Source organism: Mycobacterium sp. 1081908.1, assembly GCF_001673535.1.
GTDB lineage: Bacteria > Actinomycetota > Actinomycetes > Mycobacteriales > Mycobacteriaceae > Mycobacterium.
Genome location: NZ_LZLY01000105.1, coordinates 1 through 16829 on the forward strand (window position 1 = coordinate 1; position 16829 = coordinate 16829).

The 16829-nt window shown below is 70.4% G+C and carries 17 protein-coding genes and 2 pseudogenes; 9 read left to right on the plus strand and 10 right to left on the minus strand.

All coding sequences use genetic code 11. The annotated features are described in order from the left end of the window. Both secD and A5655_RS29420 read left to right on the plus strand, forming a co-directional pair. A partial coding sequence (gene secD / locus A5655_RS17445) for a protein translocase subunit SecD (RefSeq protein ID WP_067012025.1) occupies positions 1-1269 on the plus strand: 1269 nt, incomplete at its 5' end. Positions 1270-1272: 3 nt separating this feature from the next. Continuing rightward, positions 1273-1392 (plus strand): annotated as a pseudogene (locus tag A5655_RS29420) (hypothetical protein); the annotation flags it as partial. Here A5655_RS29420 and A5655_RS27295 read toward each other — a convergent pair. Further along, positions 1378-1893, minus strand: a pseudogene (locus A5655_RS27295) (protein translocase subunit SecD); the annotation flags it as partial. The pseudogenes A5655_RS29420 and A5655_RS27295 sit on opposite strands and share 15 nt — an antisense overlap. Before the next feature lie 70 nt (positions 1894-1963). Beyond that, a complete protein-coding gene (gene yajC / locus A5655_RS17455) occupies positions 1964-2302 on the minus strand; it encodes a preprotein translocase subunit YajC (protein WP_067012029.1) in 339 nt (112 codons plus the stop codon). Between the two features lie 160 nt (positions 2303-2462). On the opposite strand from yajC, the gene gabT reads away from it, so the two are divergent. Together gabT and car are read left to right on the plus strand one after the other, a co-directional pair. Further along, entirely contained in the window at positions 2463-3812 is a 1350-nt protein-coding gene (gabT, locus tag A5655_RS17460; protein WP_067012031.1) for a 4-aminobutyrate--2-oxoglutarate transaminase, read from the plus strand. Between the two features lie 130 nt (positions 3813-3942). After that, positions 3943-7434: a carboxylic acid reductase gene (gene car / locus A5655_RS17465; protein ID WP_067012033.1), complete on the plus strand. Its 3492-nt coding sequence runs from the start codon at positions 3943-3945 to the stop codon at positions 7432-7434. A 62-nt stretch (positions 7435-7496) separates the two neighbouring features. Here car and A5655_RS17470 read toward each other — a convergent pair whose 3' ends face one another. The 6 genes from A5655_RS17470 to ruvC form a co-directional block, all read right to left on the minus strand. Further along, on the minus strand, positions 7497-8168 hold the full coding sequence (locus A5655_RS17470) for a hypothetical protein (RefSeq protein ID WP_067012035.1): 672 nt from the start codon (positions 8166-8168) through the stop codon (positions 7497-7499). Between the two features lie 127 nt (positions 8169-8295). Next, positions 8296-8682 carry a DUF1304 domain-containing protein gene (locus A5655_RS17475; RefSeq protein WP_067012037.1) on the minus strand — a complete coding sequence of 129 codons (387 nt, stop codon included), beginning with the start codon at positions 8680-8682 and terminating at the stop codon, positions 8296-8298. A 107-nt stretch (positions 8683-8789) separates the two neighbouring features. Continuing rightward, positions 8790-9449, minus strand: a complete 660-nt coding sequence (locus tag A5655_RS17480) for a hypothetical protein (RefSeq protein WP_067012078.1) — start codon at positions 9447-9449, stop codon at positions 8790-8792. A gap of 70 nt (positions 9450-9519) precedes the next feature. After that, positions 9520-10581: a Holliday junction branch migration DNA helicase RuvB gene (gene ruvB, locus A5655_RS17485; protein ID WP_067012039.1), complete on the minus strand. Its 1062-nt coding sequence runs from the start codon at positions 10579-10581 to the stop codon at positions 9520-9522. Beyond that, positions 10578-11174 carry a Holliday junction branch migration protein RuvA gene (ruvA, locus tag A5655_RS17490; protein ID WP_067012041.1) on the minus strand — a complete coding sequence of 199 codons (597 nt, stop codon included), beginning with the start codon at positions 11172-11174 and terminating at the stop codon, positions 10578-10580. The genes ruvB and ruvA overlap by 4 nt, the downstream gene beginning before the upstream one ends. After that, positions 11171-11740, minus strand: coding sequence for a crossover junction endodeoxyribonuclease RuvC (gene ruvC / locus A5655_RS17495; protein WP_067012043.1), 570 nt, complete (start codon positions 11738-11740; stop codon positions 11171-11173). The genes ruvA and ruvC overlap by 4 nt, the downstream gene beginning before the upstream one ends. 143 nt (positions 11741-11883) lie before the next feature. Between ruvC and A5655_RS17500 the strand changes: the two genes are divergently transcribed. Genes A5655_RS17500 through A5655_RS17520 form a run of 5 tightly spaced genes read left to right on the plus strand, consistent with a single transcriptional unit; the run spans position 11884 to position 15458 of the window. Then, positions 11884-12495: a DUF4178 domain-containing protein gene (locus A5655_RS17500; RefSeq protein ID WP_067012045.1), complete on the plus strand. Its 612-nt coding sequence runs from the start codon at positions 11884-11886 to the stop codon at positions 12493-12495. A 10-nt stretch (positions 12496-12505) separates the two neighbouring features. Next, the gene (locus tag A5655_RS17505) at positions 12506-13012 is read left to right on the plus strand and encodes a DUF2617 family protein (RefSeq protein ID WP_067012047.1); all 507 of its coding nucleotides are present in this window, start codon (positions 12506-12508) and stop codon (positions 13010-13012) included. After that, positions 13009-13440 carry a DUF4247 domain-containing protein gene (locus A5655_RS17510; RefSeq protein WP_067012080.1) on the plus strand — a complete coding sequence of 144 codons (432 nt, stop codon included), beginning with the start codon at positions 13009-13011 and terminating at the stop codon, positions 13438-13440. Before A5655_RS17505 ends, A5655_RS17510 begins: the two co-directional genes overlap by 4 nt. A gap of 30 nt (positions 13441-13470) precedes the next feature. Further along, positions 13471-13926: a DUF350 domain-containing protein gene (locus A5655_RS17515; protein WP_067012049.1), complete on the plus strand. Its 456-nt coding sequence runs from the start codon at positions 13471-13473 to the stop codon at positions 13924-13926. Next, positions 13923-15458, plus strand: coding sequence for a polyamine aminopropyltransferase (locus tag A5655_RS17520; RefSeq protein WP_067012051.1), 1536 nt, complete (start codon positions 13923-13925; stop codon positions 15456-15458). Before A5655_RS17515 ends, A5655_RS17520 begins: the two co-directional genes overlap by 4 nt. On the opposite strand, the gene A5655_RS17525 is transcribed toward A5655_RS17520, so the two are convergent. Further along, positions 15455-16069: a class I SAM-dependent methyltransferase gene (locus tag A5655_RS17525; RefSeq protein WP_067012053.1), complete on the minus strand. Its 615-nt coding sequence runs from the start codon at positions 16067-16069 to the stop codon at positions 15455-15457. The two genes, A5655_RS17520 and A5655_RS17525, sit on opposite strands and share 4 nt — an antisense overlap. Continuing rightward, positions 16066-16821 (minus strand): YebC/PmpR family DNA-binding transcriptional regulator, encoded by a 756-nt coding sequence (locus A5655_RS17530; RefSeq protein ID WP_066910272.1) that lies wholly within the window; start codon positions 16819-16821, stop codon positions 16066-16068. The genes A5655_RS17525 and A5655_RS17530 overlap by 4 nt, the downstream gene beginning before the upstream one ends. Between the last annotated feature and the right edge of the window lie 8 nt (positions 16822-16829).

The following is a 16829-nucleotide window of genomic DNA, read 5'->3' on the forward strand; positions in this document are numbered from 1 at the left end:
GGTCCTGCGGATAGGGCCGCTATCCCCGTCCCGTCTTCACGTCCGCCCGGCCCGGCGCCGAGCCCGGCACCGGCGCCCGCGCCCGCACCGCCGCCCGAGGCGCCAGCGCCGCCACCGGAGGCGCCCGCGCCGCCCGACCCGCGCAAGGACCTGGCCGAGCGCATCACCGAGGAGAAGACCTGGCGGCAGAGCACCCGCCAGGGCATCCAGTTCCTCGCCCTGCAGTTCCAGGCGACCCAATGCGACAAAGACGACATCCTGGCCGGCAACGACGACCCGGCGCTGCCGCTGGTGACCTGCTCGACCGACCATAAGGTCGCCTACCTGCTGGGGCCGTCGATCATCAGCGGCGACCAGATCGCCGACGCCACGTCGAGCCAGAACCAGCGCGGCATCGGCTACGTCGTCGACCTGCAGTTCAAGCCCGCGGCGGCCAACACCTGGGCGGACTTCACCGCCGCCCACGTCGGCACTCAGACCGCGTTCACGCTGGACTCCCAAGTGGTCAGCGCCCCGATGATCCAGGAGGCCATCCCCGGCGGGCGCACGCAGATCTCGGGCGGGCAGCCGCCGTTCAACGCCTCCACCGCCAAGCAGCTGGCCAACGTCTTGAAATACGGGTCGCTGCCGCTGTCCTTCGAATCCTCAGAGGCCCAAACCGTCTCGGCGACACTGGGATTGACCTCGCTGCGGGCCGGCCTGCTCGCCGGTGCGATCGGTCTGGTCCTGGTCCTGCTGTATTCGTTGCTCTACTACCGCGTCCTGGGATTGCTCACCGCGTTGTCGCTAACCGCTTCCGGCGCAATGGTTTTCGCGATCCTGGTGATCCTGGGCCGGCAGATCAACTACACCCTGGACCTGGCGGGCATCGCGGGTCTGATCATCGGCATCGGCACCACCGCCGACTCGTTCGTGGTGTTCTTCGAACGCATCAAAGACGAGATCCGCGAGGGCCGTTCGTTCCGGTCGGCCGTGCCGCGGGGCTGGGTGCGGGCGCGTAGGACGATCGTATCGGGCAACGCCGTCACCTTCCTGGCCGCCGCGGTGCTCTACGCCCTGGCGATCGGTCAGGTGCGGGGGTTCGCCTTCACCCTGGGCCTCACCACGATCCTCGACACCGTGGTGGTGTTCCTGGTGACCTGGCCGCTGGTCTACCTGGCGTCCCAGTCCGCGACGCTGGCCAAGCCCGCGTACAACGGCCTGGGCGCCGTGCAACAGGTCGCGCGCGAACGCCGGGCCGCGGCGGACGTGAAGACGGGACGGGGATAGCGCATGAGTGCCGCCAAGGATGCGACCGCGCTGACCGACAGCGCGCAGCTGCCGCACCACAACTTCATTTCCCGGCTCTACACGGGCACCGGCGCGTTCGAGGTGATCGGGCGCCGCCGGCTGTGCGGGCGGCGCGGGCTGTGCGGGTTGCGCGGGCTGGGGCGCCGGCTGGCCGGGCGCCGGCTGGCCGGGCGGCGGCCCGCCCGCGGGGGCCTGGGCCGGCGGCTTGGGCTGGGCGGCCTGCGCCGGCATCGAGTTGAGCACCGGCCGGATATAGAGGCGGGCGGTCTGGCCCAGGTTGCGGGCCTCGTTGCCTTCGTTGCCGGGCACCGTGATGACCAGGTTGTCGCCGTCCACCACGACTTCGGACCCGGACACGCCCAGCCCGTTGACCCGGGCGCTGATGATCTGCTGCGCCTGCGCCAGCGCCTCGCGGCTGGGCCGGGACCCGTCGGGAGTGCGGGCGGTCAGCGTCACGCGGGTGCCGCCCCGAAGGTCGATGCCGAGCTTGGGCGCGGCCCGCTTGTCGCCCGTGAGGAATACCAGCAGGTAGACGCCGATCAGCAGCAACAAGAACACCGACAGGTAGCGGGCAGGGTGCACCGGCGTCGAAGACGATGCCACTTTCCTCGTATCTCCTTGAGAATCGGTTTCTTGCCCCGGCAGAGCCTAGAAAAGCCTACGTGCCTGTCCCCTACCGGCCCGGGTCGGTCAGCCCGTCGGATTCCTCCAGGTCGTCGGCGGCGTCGGCGTCACCGAGCTCCGCCGGCTCCTCGGGCAGGATCTTGTCGCGCACGGCCAGCTTCATCCAGGTGGTGACCACGCCGGACGCGATCTCCAGGTCGACGGTGTCGTCGGTGATGGCGACGACGGTGCCCTCCAGCCCCGAGGTGGTGTGCACCCGATCCCCTGGGCGCAAGGAGTCGTGCAGGTCGATGGTGGCCTGCATCGCCTTCTTCTGGCGGCGCCCCTGGAAGTAAATGAAGCCGACCATGATGAGCACGAACGGCAAAAACATGACCAAACTATTCATCGCGCCTGTCTTTCGTATTCGGCATTCCGGGGCTCGAAACGACCAGTAACGGCCAGTCTGCCAGCACCCCGGGTGGCCAACGACTGGCCCCGCTGAGTCGCCGCCGACCAGATAGGCTTGACGCGCGACGTGACACGCGCGCCGCGGTGAGGAGGACATCGTGGCCGGCCTCGAGCAGACTCGCCAGCTGGTCACCGAAATCCCCGGTCCCACATCGCTGGAACTCAACAAGCGCCGGGCCGCGGCGGTGTCCCACGGCGTGAACGTCTCGCTGCCGGTCTACGTCGCGCGCGCCGGCGGCGGCATCGTCGAGGACGTCGACGGCAACCGGCTCATCGACCTGGGTTCCGGGATCGCCGTCACCACGATCGGCAATTCCTCGCCGCGCGTGGTCGACGCGGTGCGCGCTCAGGTCGCCGACTTCACGCACACCTGCTTCATGGTGACGCCGTACGAGGAGTACGTCGCCGTCGCCGAGGAGCTCAACCGGATCACCCCGGGCTCCGGCGAAAAGCGCTCGGTGTTGTTCAACTCCGGCGCCGAGGCGGTCGAGAACGCCGTCAAGGCCGCGCGCGCCTACACCCGCAAGCCCGCCGTCGTGGCGTTCAACCACGCCTACCACGGGCGCACCAACCTGGCGATGGCGCTCACCGCCAAGTCCATGCCGTACAAGAGCGGCTTCGGGCCGTTCGCCCCGGAGATCTACCGCGCCCCGCTGTCCTATCCCTATCGGGACGGCCTGGTTGACAAGGAACTGGCCACCGACGGCGCGAAGGCCGCCGCGCGGGCGATCAGGGTCATCGAAAGCCAGGTCGGCGCGGACAGCCTGGCCGCCGTGCTGATCGAGCCGATCCAGGGCGAGGGCGGCTTCATCGTCCCGGCCGAGGGATTCCTGCCCGCCCTGCTGGACTGGTGCCGCCGCAACGACGTGGTCTTCATCGCCGACGAGGTGCAAACCGGGTTCGCGCGCACCGGCGCGATGTTCGCCTGCGAGCACGAGGGCCCGGCCGGCCTGGAACCCGACCTGATCTGCACCGCCAAGGGCATCGCCGACGGATTGCCGCTGTCGGCGGTGACCGGCCGCGCGGACATCCTGGACGCCCCGCACGTCGGCGGCCTCGGCGGCACGTTCGGCGGCAACCCGGTGGCGTGCGCGGCGGCGCTGGCCACCATCGCGACCATCGAGGGCGACGGCCTGATCGAGCGGGCCCGGCAGCTGGAACGGCTGATGACCGAGCCGTTGCTGCGGCTGCAGGCGGCCGACGACCGCATCGGTGACGTTCGTGGCCGCGGCGCCATGATCGCCGTAGAGTTGGTCAAGTCGGGGACCGCAGACCCCAACCCCGAACTGACCGAAGCGCTTTCGAAGGCGGCCCACGCGGCCGGGGTCATCGTGTTGACGTGTGGGATGTTCGGCAACGTCATCCGGCTACTGCCGCCGCTGACCATCAGCGACGAGCTGCTGACCGAGGGCGTCGACACCCTGACCGGCCTACTCGGCGACCTCTAGCCCGGTGTCCAAAGTCACACCCCCGCCGGGCCCATTGAGGAATACCGTTAGTTTTGCTAACGTTTTAGCCATCAGCGCAACGTCGCGCGACCCAATCACTTAGTGCTTATGCGTTAAAAAGGGAACCGTTATGTCGACTACTACTACTCAGGAACAGTGGCTCGCGCGCCGCGTCGACGATCTCACCGCCAACGACGCACAGTTCGCCGCCGCCCGACCGGACCCGGCCGTCGCCGGGGCCCTTGAGCAGCCTGGCCTGCGCCTGCCGCAGATCATCCAGACCGTGCTCGAGGGTTACGCCGACCGACCGGCTCTCGGGCAACGCGCCGTCGAGTTCGTCAAGGACGCCAAGACCGGGCGCACGTCGCTGGAGCTCCTGCCCCGCTACGAGACCGTCACCTACCGCGAGCTGCGCGACCGGGTCGGCACGCTGGCCCGCGCGCTGGCCGACGACTCGGTCCGGCCCGGCGACCGGGTGTGCGTGCTCGGCTTCAACAGCGTCGACTACACCACCATCGACGTCGCGCTCGGGATGATCGGCGCCGTGTCGGTGCCGCTGCAGACCAGCGCGGCGATCACCCAGCTGCAGCCGATCATGACCGAGACCGAGCCCAGCGTGATCGCGGCCAGCGTGAACCAGCTGCCCGACGCCGTCGAGCTGATCCTGAGCGGGCCGGCGCCGGCCAAGCTGGTCGTGTTCGACTACCACCCCGAGGCCGACGACGAGCGCGAGGCCGTCGACACCGCCCGCGCGCGGCTGGCCGACACCGCCGTCACCGTCGAAGCCCTGGCCGACCTGCTGGAGCGCGGGCGCGCGCTGCCCGAGGCGCCGATCCCCGCGCCCGCCGAAGAAGACCCGCTGGCCCTGCTGATCTACACCTCCGGCAGCACCGGCGCGCCCAAGGGCGCGATGTACCCGGCGAGCAACGTCGGGAAGATGTGGTGCCGGTCGGCCCGAAACTGGTTCGGGCCCAGCGCCGCATCGATCACCCTCAACTTCATGCCGATGAGCCACGTCATGGGCCGCGGCATCCTCTACGGCACCCTCGGCAACGGCGGCACCGCCTACTTCGCGGCCCGCAGCGACCTCTCGACGCTGCTGGAGGACCTCGAGTTGGTCCGGCCCACCGAGATGAACTTCGTGCCGCGGATCTGGGAGACGATCTACGCCGAGTACCAGCGCCGGGTCGACCGCGGGGCCGGCGACGCCGAGGTGATGGACGAGCTGCGGAACTACCTGCTGGGCGGGCGGTTCATCTTCGCGATGACGGGCTCCGCGCCCACCTCCCCGGAGTTGCGGGAGTGGGTCGAGTCCCTGCTCGAGATGCACCTGCTGGACGGCTACGGCTCCACCGAGGCGGGCATGGTGCTGTTCGACGGCGAGGTGCAGCGCCCGCCGGTCGTCGACTACAAGCTGGTCGACGTCCCGGACCTGGGCTACTTCTCCACCGACCGGCCCTATCCGCGCGGCGAGCTGCTGCTCAAGACCAACAACATGTTCCCCGGCTACTACAAGCGGCCCGAGGTCACCGCCGGCGTGTTCGACGAGGACGGCTACTACCGGACCGGCGACGTCGTCGCCGAGGTCGCCCCGGACAAGCTGGTCTACGTCGACCGCCGCAACAACGTGCTCAAGCTCGCGCAGGGCGAATTCGTCACCGTCGCGAAGCTGGAGGCGGTGTTCGGCAACAGCCCGCTGGTGCGCCAGATCTACGTCTACGGCAACAGCGCCCACCCCTATCTCTTGGCGGTCGTGGTGCCCACCGAAGAGGCGTTGGGGGCGTACGACATCGACACGTTGAAGCCGTTGATCGCCGACTCGCTGCAGAGCGTCGCGAAGGACGCCGGCCTGCAGTCCTACGAGGTGCCGCGCGACTTCCTCATCGAGACAACGCCTTTCACGCTGGAGAACGGCCTGCTGACCGGCATCCGCAAGCTGGCGTGGCCGAAGCTCAAGCAGCACTACGGCGAGCGGCTGGAACAGCTCTACGCCGAGCTGGCCGAGGGCCAGGCCAACGAGCTGAGCGAGCTGCGCCGCAGCGGCGCCGACGCGCCCGTGCTGCAGACGGTGAGCCGCGCCGCGGCCGCCATGCTCGGCACCGCGACCACCGACCTGTCGCCCGATGCGCACTTCACCGACCTGGGCGGAGACTCGTTGTCGGCGTTGACATTCGGCAACCTGCTGCACGAGATCTTCGACGTCGACGTGCCGGTGGGCGTGATCGTCAGCCCGGCCAACGACCTGGCGGCGATCGCCACCTACATCGAAGGCGAGCGCAAGGGCACCAAGCGGCCCAGCTTCGCCTCGGTGCACGGCCGCGACGCGACGGAGGTGCACGCAAGCGAGCTCACGCTGGACAAGTTCCTGGAGGCGTCCACGCTGGCCGCCGCGCCCGAACTCCCCAAGCCGACCTCCGATGTGCGCACCGTATTGCTCACCGGCGCAACTGGTTTCCTCGGCCGCTACCTGGCCCTGGAATGGCTCGAGCGGATGGACCTGGTCGACGGCAAGGTGATCGCGCTGGTGCGGGCCCGTTCCGACGAAGAGGCCCGCGCACGGCTCGACAACACCTTTGACAGCGGTGACCCCAAGCTGCTGGCCCACTACCAGGCGCTGGCGGCCGACCACCTGGAGGTCATCGCCGGCGACAAGGGCGAGGCCGACCTCGGCCTGGACCGGCAGACCTGGCAGCGGCTGGCCGACACCGTCGACCTGATCGTCGACCCCGCGGCGCTGGTGAACCACGTGCTGCCCTACAGCGAGCTGTTCGGGCCGAACGCGCTCGGCACCGCCGAGCTGATCCGGCTCGCGCTGACCACGAAGATCAAGCCGTACACCTATGTCTCGACGATCGGCGTGGGTGACCAGATCGAGCCGGGCAAGTTCACCGAGGACGCCGACATCCGCGAGATCAGCGCGACGCGGGCGATCAACGACAGCTACGCCAACGGCTACGGCAACAGCAAGTGGGCCGGCGAGGTGCTGCTGCGTGAGGCCCACGACCTGTGTGGGCTGCCGGTCGCGGTGTTCCGCTGCGACATGATCCTGGCCGACACCACCTACGCCGGCCAGCTCAACGTCCCGGACATGTTCACCCGGATGATGCTGAGCCTCGCCGCGACCGGAATCGCGCCGGCCTCGTTCTACGAGCTGGACGCCGACGGCAACCGGCAGCGTGCGCACTACGACGGCCTGCCGGTGGAGTTCATCGCCGAGGCGGTCTCGACGCTGGGCGCCCAGAGCGACCAGGCGGCCGGGGGCTTCCGCACCTTCCACGTGATGAACCCGTACGACGACGGCATCGGGATGGACGAGTTCGTCGACTGGCTGATCGAGGCGGGCTGCACCATCCGGCGCGTCGCCGACTACGGCGACTGGCTGCAGCGGTTCGAGTCCAGCCTGCGTGGGCTGCCCGAAAAGCAGCGCAACGCCTCGCTACTGCCGCTGCTGCACAACTACCAGAAGCCCGAGCGGCCGATCAATGGATCGATGGCGCCTACCGATCGGTTCCGTGCCGCGGTTCAGGACGCGAAAATCGGCCCCGACAAGGACATTCCGCACGTCTCGCCGCAGGTCATCGCCAAGTACGTCAGCGACCTGCGACTGCTCGGACTGCTGTAAACGGACAGAAAATCGCCGGCCCCGCACGGGCCGGCGATTTTCTGCATCAGGTCTTCGGCGACTCAGCCCTGAGGGTGCGGCCAGCGCAGGTACGCCGCGTTCGGCGACCCCTCGCGCTGGCGACGCCAGCCGCGCTCCATCCGGGGCTTGGTCACCGCGCCCGACGACACCGCGGGTGACTCCTCGAGCCGGGACACGTACGCCGGCTCCCCGCCCGGCGCAGCCGCTTCGGGCTCGGCGTGCCCCAGGGGTTCCACGTCACGGGCGAGCCGGACCGCGGTGCGCGCCAGGACCACCCCGCCCACGAAGACGATCAGCGCACCGAGGCCTGAGAAATAGGAAACCTCGAGCGCGGCCCGCTTGCGTTCGGTCGCGGCGATCGGGTCGCCGGCCGAACCGATGCCCAGCAGAGGAGCGATCTGGCCGCCGACCACGAACCAGGCGCCGGACAGAACCGCCAGCCAGCCGCCCAGCATCGCGGCGATGCGGTTGCCGGCGACGATCAGCAGCAAACCACCCACCACCGTGGCGGCGCCCGGGAGCACCTCCAGCCAGCCGCGCGCGGTCGTCCAGGCCCAGTCGCGGTCGGGCGTGTAGGCGAAGTTGAAGTGGGGTCCGACGAACGGGATCAGCGCACCCCAGGCGCCAAGGATCACCAGGATCAACCCGCTGATCGCGCCGCGCGAGCGCGGCATGGTCAACGCGCCTGGATGGTCCCTATCTGCGTATGTCATTCCATCTCCTCGATTGATGCCGGGCCGTTTTCCGGCCCCCCGGGAGTACCCGACGCGGCCGCGGTGTAACACCCCGCGGGGCAGAAGGAGACGCGTTGCGTGACCAGTGAGGCTGCTGTTACCGGTGTTACCAGGACAGGCCGAGAACCACCAGGACGATGGCGATCACCGGGAAGGTGCCCTGGATCACAGCGGCCCGCGCCTTGTCCCGCGCGGAGAACAGGAGCACGATCGCGGCGGCGGCCATGGATCCGACGCCGGCGAGGACGAGCGCGACGCCGACGGCCTTGTCGCCCATGATCACCGGCGGAATGCCCAGGATGGTGACGATCGCCAGGAACAGGTTGTAGAAGCCCTGGTTGAAAGCGAGCAACCGGGTGGTCTCGGCTTCCTCGGGCGTCGTGCCGAAGACGGCGCGGGTGCGCGCCGAGGTCCACGTCAACGACTCCATCGTGAAGATGTAGACGTGCAGTAGGGCTGCCAGCCCGGCGAACACCAACCCGGCGGTGAGCATCGCTCCTCCTCGCTAGTCGAAGACCCAAGAACCATACCGAGCTGCGGTCGCCCCGGCGCGCAAAAGCACCGGCAGCCGTCAGAAGCTACCGGTGCTCTCGCGGGTGGTCAGACGCCGGCGTGATGGTGGCGGCGGAACAGGCCACCACCGGCGCGCCGGTGGAAGAAGCCGCGCCGGGTGTCTTCCCGTGACTCGTCGTATACGGCGGGCTCCCCGGCTGGCGCGTCGGCCGCGGCCACGGGCGCCGGCCCGGTCGCCATCGGCGCCGGCTCGGCCACCGCGACGTCCCGGGCGTGGCGGACGGCCACCCGCGCCAGGGCGGCGCCACCGAGAAACACGATCAGCGCACCCAGGCCGGTGAAGTAGGTGACCTCGAGCAGGGCTCGTTTCAGGTCCGTCGCCGCCACCGGCTGGCCGACGTCGCCGATGTTCAGCGTCGCGGCGAACGCCCGGCCGACCACGAACCAGGCGCCCGCGAAGACCGCCAGCCAGCCGCCGAACATGGCGCTGGCGCGATTTCCGGAGGTGACCAGGATCAGGCCGCCAACCGCGGCCACCACGCCCGGGAAAACCTCCAGCCAGCCCTTCGCGGCCGTCCACGTCCACGCCGGGTCGACGGAATAGCTCCACCTGATCAGGGGCCCGATGAACGGCGCCAACGCACCCCAAGCACCCAAGAGGATCAGGAGCAGCCCGCTCACCGCACCCCGGGTGCGTGGCATGTACGGCGCGTGCGGGCGTTCATAGTCGGGGCCTGTGTGCCTCATCAGAATCTCCTCCGACAAGCGGTTACTGATGCTGACCCGGGTACCCGCGCCGGCCGATGAGTAACCGGCGCTAGTCGAACAAGCCCGGTTGCCCCAGGCCGGCCGCCCCGGCCGGCGGCGTCAGGCCGAGGTGCGTCCAGGCCTGGGCGGTGGCCACCCGGCCGCGCGGCGTGCGCGCGACCATCCCCGCCCGCACCAGGAAGGGCTCGCACACCTCCTCGACGGTGGTGGCCTCCTCGCCCACCGCCACCGCCAGCGTCGAGACCCCGACCGGCCCGCCGCCGAAGCCGCGGGTCAGCGCCGACAACACCGCCCGGTCCAGCCGGTCCAGCCCCAGCTCGTCGACGTCGTAGACCGCCAGCGCGGACTTGGCGACGTCGCGGGTGATCACGCCGTCGGCGCGCACCTCGGCGAAGTCGCGGACCCGGCGCAGCAGCCGGTTGGCGATGCGCGGGGTGCCCCGCGAGCGGCGCGCGATCTCGGCGCCCGCGTCGGCGCCCAGCTCGATGCCGAGGATGCCGGCGGACCGGGCCAGCACCCGCTCCAGCTCCGCGGGCTCGTAAAAGTCCATGTGCGCGGTGAAACCGAATCGGTCGCGCAGCGGGCCGGTCAGCGCGCCGGACCGGGTGGTCGCGCCGACCAGCGTGAAGGGCGCCACCTCCAGCGGAATCGACGTCGCCCCAGGCCCTTTGCCCACCACCACGTCGACCCGGAAGTCCTCCATGGCCAGGTAGAGCATCTCCTCGGCGGGCCGCGCGATGCGGTGGATCTCGTCGATGAACAACACGTCGTGCTCGACCAGGTTGGACAGCATCGCGGCCAGGTCGCCCGCGCGTTCCAGCGCCGGCCCGGACGTCACCCGCAACGACGAGCCGAGCTCCGCCGCGATGATCATCGCCAGCGAGGTCTTGCCCAGCCCCGGCGGACCGGACAGCAGGATGTGATCCGGCGTGCCGCCGCGGTTCTTGGCGCCCTCGATGACCAGCTGCAGCTGCTCGCGGACCCGCGACTGGCCGATGAACTCGTGCAGCGAGCGCGGCCGCAGGCTGACGTCGATGTCGCCCTCGCCGACGGTCAGCGCCGGCGAGACGTCGCGGTCGGCATAGTCGTCGGAAAAGTCGTCGTCCGTCATCGGGACTTACCCAGCAGGGACAGGGCGGCCCGCAGCGCACTGGACGTCGTCGCGTCGTGATCGCCGGCCAGCACCTTGTCGGTGGCCTCCTCGGCCTGCTTGGCGGCGAAACCCAGGCCGACCAGCGCCTCCACCACCGGGCTGCGCACGGCGTGGCCGTTGACGAGCGGCGCGGCTGAGGAGGACGCACCGGCCGTGCCCACTTTGTCGCGCAGCTCCAACACCATCCGCTCGGCGCCGCGTTTGCCGATGCCGGGCACCCGGGTCAGCGCCGTGACGTCGCCGTCGTGCAGCACCTGCCGCAACTTGGCGGCGTCGTGCACCGCCAGCGTCGCCATCGCCAGCCGGGGCCCGACCCCCGACACCGACAGCAGCGTCAGGAACAGGTCGCGGGTCTGCGCGTCGGTGAACCCGTACAACGTCATCGAGTCCTCGCGCACGATCATCGCGGTGACCAGCCGGGCCTCGCTCCCCGTGCGCAGCGTCGCCAGCGTCGACGGCGTCGCGTTGACCCGATAGCCGACGCCGGCCGCCTCGATCACGGCGTGGTCGAGCGCCACCTCGAGCACCTCGCCGCGCACCGACGCGATCATCGGGCGACCGCCTTCCGCTTCGCCGCCAGCTTGGCCCGGTAGGCGTGCCGTTGCTGCGCGGCGAGGGCCTCGGCCGCCGCCATCCGGGCGATCATCGGCGCCCGCCAGCTGTGGCAGATCGCCAGCGCCAGCGCGTCGGCCGCGTCGGCGGGCGTCGGTTTGGTCTGCAGCGCAAGGATTTTGGTGACCATCGTGGTGACCTGCGCCTTGTCGGCCAACCCGTTGCCGGTGACCGCCGCCTTCACCTCGGTGGGGGTGTGGAAGTGCACGTCGATGCCGCGCCTGGCCGCCGCCAGCGCGACCACGCCGCCGGCCTGCGCGGTGCCCATCACCGTCGACACGTTGTGCTGGGAGAACACCCGCTCGATGGCCACCACGTCCGGCCGGTGGGTGTCCAGCCAGTGCTCGACGGCGTCGCTGACGGCCAGCAGCCGCTTCGTCAGCGGCGCGTCCGACGCGGTGCGCACCACGTCGACGTCGAGCGCGACGACGTTGCGCCCGCTCCCGCCCTCCACGACCGCCAGGCCGCAGCGGGTCAGCCCGGGGTCGACGCCCATCACGCGCATTTGCCGGCTCCTTCGTACGAACAGCTGTTCGATAGCCTAACCGGCGGCACCGACGGCGCCCGGTAGGACACGCTGCCGCCGGGCGAAAGCTGTTAACTTATAGCCCACGTTCGCTCTAGCGCTGTGGCAACGGAAGGTTTGGCGTGGGAACACTCCTGCTCGTCCTCGCGGCGGTGCTGTTCATCGCGTCGATCGTGGTGCTGGTCATCGCTTTGCGGAGGCCGAAGAAGCAGGGCCGGCCGGGCGGGCGCCAGGATCCGCTGTCGTTCAACGCGATGCCGCAGTTCGGGCCCCGCCAACTGGGTCCCGGGGCCATCGTCAGCTACGGCGGCGTCGACCTTGTGGTCCGCGGGTCGGTGACGTTTCGCGAGGGCCCGTTCGTGTGGTGGGAGCACCTGCTGGAGGGCGGCGACCAGCCGATCTGGCTGAGCGTCGAAGAGGACGACGGGCGGCTCGAGCTCGCGATGTGGGTGACCCGCAAGGACCTGTCGTTGCAGCCCGGTGACCAGTACGTCGTCGACGGCGTGGCGTTCCACGAGACGGAGCGCGGCCGGGCGTCCTACACCACCGAGGGCACCACCGGCCTGCCGCCCGGCGGCGAGATGGAATTCCTCGACTGCACCAACGCCGACGAGACCGCCCTGCTCTCGTTCGAGCGCTGGGCGCCGGACATGCCCTGGGAGGTGTCGACGGGCAAGTCCGTCGTGCCCGGCGAGTTGACCGTCTACCCAGCGCCCCCACCCTCCTCGCCCTAGGACCGCGTCGGTGCCCCTCCATCAGCTCGCCGTGACCCCGGCGGACGTGTCCGGGGAAAGGCTGGGGCTCGCGCTCAACGCGCCCGCGCCGGCGCCGCTGGCCACCTGCTCCCTGGCGCATCCCGGCGGCGGCGTGCTGCTGCTCGGCGTGCTCGGCGCGTCGCATGTCGTCGCGGTCGAGCACGCGAAAGGCCGCTTCTCCGAACAGGTTTCCTGCACGGCCCGCGGCATCGGCGGCGACCTGCCGCGGCGCACCGACGCACCCGGCTACCGCCTGCGGTCGCGCACCGAGACGCACGAGGAGGCGGGCTTCCGCCGGCTGGCCGGCGAGCTTCGCGAAAGCTGCGCGTCGCAACCGGGCTGGCTCGGGGGCACGTTCCCCGGCGACGACGCCGCGCTGACCGCCCTGGCCGCCGAGCCCGACGGCGCCGGATGGCGTTGGCAGACCTGGCATCTGTACCCGCGGCCGGGCACAGGCGGCGTGGTGGTGCACACCGAGAGCCGGTGGCGCCCGTGAGCCGCAACCGCCTGTTCCTGATCTCCGGGGCGCTGGCCGTCGCCGCCGTCGTGTCCCTGGTCTTCGGAATCATCCTGCAGCAGAAGGACATCGGGTCCTACATCGCGAGCCACTATCACGAGTACTCCCACGACGTGAATGGGACGCGCTACCAGTGCACCGGGTCTCCCGATCAGGTGGCCGACGCGCTCGCCGACTATCAGGCACCGGAGGCGCGCGCCTCCAACGGCAACAGCGAATACCTGCGCTACAGCAACAACATCGTGATCGTCGGACCGGACGGCAACAACCCGTGCAGCATCCGCGTCGAACCGCTGAGCGCCGGTTACAGCCACGGCGCGTTCGTCTTCCTCGGCCCCGGGTTCTTCCCCGGATCCCCGTCGGGGGGCGCCGGCGGCACCCCCGGCGGGCCCGGCGGGACCAAGTGACCTAACGCAGTAAACGCAAAGGAGACAACGATGTACCTCGCCGTCGAGATCGGCAATATCGACGTCAATCCCGTCTTCAAGGGCGCGGTCGCGACGATCCTGTACTTCGCCGTCGGGATGGCGGTGCTGCTCGTCGGGTTCTACATGGTCGACTGGCTGACCCCCGGGAAGCTGCGCCGGCTGGTGTTCATCGATCGCCGCCCCAACGCCGTGATCGTCGCGGGCGCGATGTACATCTCGCTCACGATCGTCATCATCACCGCCATCGCCAACAGCTACAGCCAGCTGGGCCAGGGGCTCCTCGGCGTGGCGGTGTACGGGCTGATGGGCGTGATCCTGCTGGGGATAGCGCTGCTGGCGATGCACCTGCTGATCCCGGGCGACTTCCACGAGCACATCGACGAGCCCACGCTGCACCCCGGCTCCTTCGCGGTCGCGCTGATCTTGCTGGCCGTGGGAGGGGTGACCGCCGCGGCGGTGTCATGACGTCCCAAGGCCGTTGGCGCGCCGTGCTGTTGGCCGCCGTGGCGGCCTGCGCGGCCTGCGGCATCATCTACGAACTCGCGCTGCTGACGCTGTCGGCCAGCCTCAACGGCGGCGGCATCGTCGCCACGTCGCTGATCGTCGCGGGCTACATCGCGGCGCTGGGCGCCGGCGCGCTGCTGGCCAAGCCGCTGCTGGCGCACGCGGCGATCGCCTTCATCGCCGTCGAGGCGGCCCTCGGCATCATCGGCGGCCTCTCGGCGGCCGCGCTGTACACGGTGTTCGCGTTCCTGGACGGCTCGGTCGGCTCGACGTGGGTGCTGGCGGCGGGCACGGCCCTGATCGGCGGGCTGGTCGGCGCCGAGGTGCCGCTGCTCATGACGCTGCTGCAGCGCGGGCGCACAGGGCGCGCCGCCGAGGCCGGCCGCACCCTGGCCAACCTCAACGCCGCCGACTACCTGGGCGCGCTGCTGGGCGGGCTCGTCTGGCCGTTCCTGCTGCTGCCGCACCTGGGGATGATCCGCGGCGCGGCGGCGACGGGCATCATCAACCTGGCGGCCGCGGCCGTCGTCGCGGTGTTCCTGCTGCGCCGCATCGTCTCCCCGCGGCAGCTGGCGACGGCGCTGTGCGCGCTCGCCGCCGCGCTCGGGCTGCTGGCCACGCTGCTGGTGCGCTCGACCGACATCGAAACCACAAGCAGGCAAAGGCTTTACGCCGATCCCATCGTCGCCTACCGGCACACGGCCTACCAGGAAATCGTGGTGACCCGGCGCGGCAACGACATGCGCCTCTACCTCGACGGGGGCCTGCAGTTCTCCACCCGCGACGAGTACCGCTACACCGAGAGCCTGGTCTACCCGGCGCTGGGGAACGGGGCGCGCTCGGTGCTGGTGCTCGGCGGCGGTGACGGCCTGGCCGCGCGCGAATTGCTGCGCCAGCCCGGCGTCGACAAGATCGTGCAGGTCGAGCTCGACCCCGCCGTCATCGACCTGGCGCGCACCACCATGCGCGACGCCAACGGCGGCGCGCTGGACAACCCGCGCGTCAAGGTCGTGATCGGCGACGCGATGACGTGGCTGCGCGGCGCCTCGGAGACTGGGTTCGACGCGGTGATCGTCGACCTTCCCGACCCCGACACCCCCGTGCTGGGCCGGCTGTACTCCACCGAGTTCTACGCGCTGGCCGCCCGCGCGCTGGCCCCCGGCGGGCTGATGGTCGTGCAGGCGGGCAGCCCGTTTTCCACGCGGACGGCGTTCTGGCGCACGGTCTCGACGATCCGGGCGGCGGGCTACGCCGTGACCCCCTATCACGTGCACGTGCCGACCTTCGGGGACTGGGGCTTCGCGTTGGCGCAGCGCGCCGATGCCGCGCCGGTGCCGAGGATGCCGGCCGACGCTCCCCCGCTGCGCTTCCTCAACCAGCGGGTGCTCGACGCGGCCACCGTCTTCCCCGGTGACGTCGGGGCGCGCCCGCTCGAGCCGTCGACGCTGGACAACCCACGCGTCGTCGAGGACATGCGCCATGGCTACGACTAGCCGGGTTGGTCGGCCCGCACCACCCACACCGACCCGCGGCCGCGGCGATGCTCGTCGCGACGCACGCCGGTGAATCCGGCGGCACTGCATTGCGCCGCGAAGGACTCGGCCTGTTCTTCGGTCCAGCCGTGGCTCGCCAAGCCGGTGGCTCCGGGCTGGACACGCCGCTCCATCACCAGCATTCGCCCCGCCGGCGCCAGCGCGCGCCGGATCTCGGCGAGCCCGGCCGTGACGTCCTTCCAGTGGTGCACGGTCTTGACCGACCACACCACCGTCGCCCAGCCGTCGGGAACGGGCAGCGCTTCGGCGGTGCCCTGCGACCAGCTGACGTTCGGGTGATCGCGCGTCGCAGAGCGGGCCAGCCACAACATCAATCCAGACGGATCCACCCCGACGGCCCGCCCGCCCCGCCGGGCGGCGGCTCTCGCCGCATTGCCTGGGCCGCAACCGATGTCGACGACGCGGTCGGTGTCCGACACGGAGGCCAACTCGGCGGCAAAGCGCGCGTTACCCCGTCCCGTGGCGAGCATGCCGAGGGCGGCCACCAGCCCAATCGCGCCGCTGAAGCCCTTGTGGTCGGCGTGATGGTTGACGACGGGTGGCTCGGTCATTCCTCGTCGAGGGCGGCCAACACCTCGTCGGACAGGTCGACGTTGGTGTAGACGTTCTGCACGTCGTCGCTGTCCTCCAGCGCGTCGACGAGCTTGAACACCTTGCGGGCGCCGTCGAGGTCGACGGGAACGCTGACCGACGGCTGGAAACTGGCCTCGGCCGACTCGTAGTCGATGCCGGCGTCCTGCAGCGCGGTGCGCACCGCGACCAGATCGGTCGGCTCGGAGATGACCTCGAAGCTGTCGCCCAGGTCATTGACGTCCTCGGCGCCCGCGTCGAGCACCGCGGTCAGCACGTCGTCTTCGGTCAGGCCGTTCTTCTCCAGCGTGACGACGCCCTTACGGGAGAACAGGTAGGCCACCGACCCGGGGTCGGCCATGGTGCCGCCATTGCGGGTCATCGCCACGCGCACCTCGCTGGCGGCGCGGTTGCGATTGTCGGTCAGGCACTCGATCAGCACCGCCACCCCGTTGGGCGCGTAGCCCTCGTAGGTGATGGTTTGCCAGTCCGCGCCGCCGGCCTCCTCGCCCGCGCCACGCTTCCGGGCGCGCTCGATGTTGTCGTTGGGCACCGACGTCTTCTTGGCCTTCTGGATGGCGTCGTAGAGCGTGGGGTTGCCGGCCGGGTCACCGCCGCCGGTGCGGGCCGCGACCTCGATGTTCTTGATCAGCCGGGCGAACTCCTTGCCGCGGCGCGCATCTTTGACGGCCTTCTGGTGCTTGGTGGTGGCCCACTTGGAATGGCCGCTCATCGGTGTCT

Coding starts and splice junctions, on each gene's coding strand:
- A5655_RS17470 (WP_067012035.1), bottom strand. CDS start 8,168: ATGACATACGCAGATAGGGACCATCCAGGCGCGTTGACCATGCCGCGC.
- ruvA (WP_067012041.1), bottom strand. CDS start 11,174: ATGATCGCGTCGGTGCGCGGCGAGGTGCTCGAGGTGGCGCTCGACCAC.
- A5655_RS17475 (WP_067012037.1), bottom strand. CDS start 8,682: ATGCTCACCGCCGGGTTGGTGTTCGCCGGGCTGGCAGCCCTACTGCAC.
- A5655_RS17515 (WP_067012049.1), top strand. CDS start 13,471: ATGTACCTCGCCGTCGAGATCGGCAATATCGACGTCAATCCCGTCTTC.
- A5655_RS17530 (WP_066910272.1), bottom strand. CDS start 16,821: ATGAGCGGCCATTCCAAGTGGGCCACCACCAAGCACCAGAAGGCCGTC.
- yajC (WP_067012029.1), bottom strand. CDS start 2,302: ATGAATAGTTTGGTCATGTTTTTGCCGTTCGTGCTCATCATGGTCGGC.
- ruvC (WP_067012043.1), bottom strand. CDS start 11,740: ATGCGCGTGATGGGCGTCGACCCCGGGCTGACCCGCTGCGGCCTGGCG.
- A5655_RS17520 (WP_067012051.1), top strand. CDS start 13,923: ATGACGTCCCAAGGCCGTTGGCGCGCCGTGCTGTTGGCCGCCGTGGCG.
- A5655_RS17525 (WP_067012053.1), bottom strand. CDS start 16,069: ATGACCGAGCCACCCGTCGTCAACCATCACGCCGACCACAAGGGCTTC.
- A5655_RS17480 (WP_067012078.1), bottom strand. CDS start 9,449: ATGAGGCACACAGGCCCCGACTATGAACGCCCGCACGCGCCGTACATG.
- car (WP_067012033.1), top strand. CDS start 3,943: ATGTCGACTACTACTACTCAGGAACAGTGGCTCGCGCGCCGCGTCGAC.
- ruvB (WP_067012039.1), bottom strand. CDS start 10,581: ATGACGGACGACGACTTTTCCGACGACTATGCCGACCGCGACGTCTCG.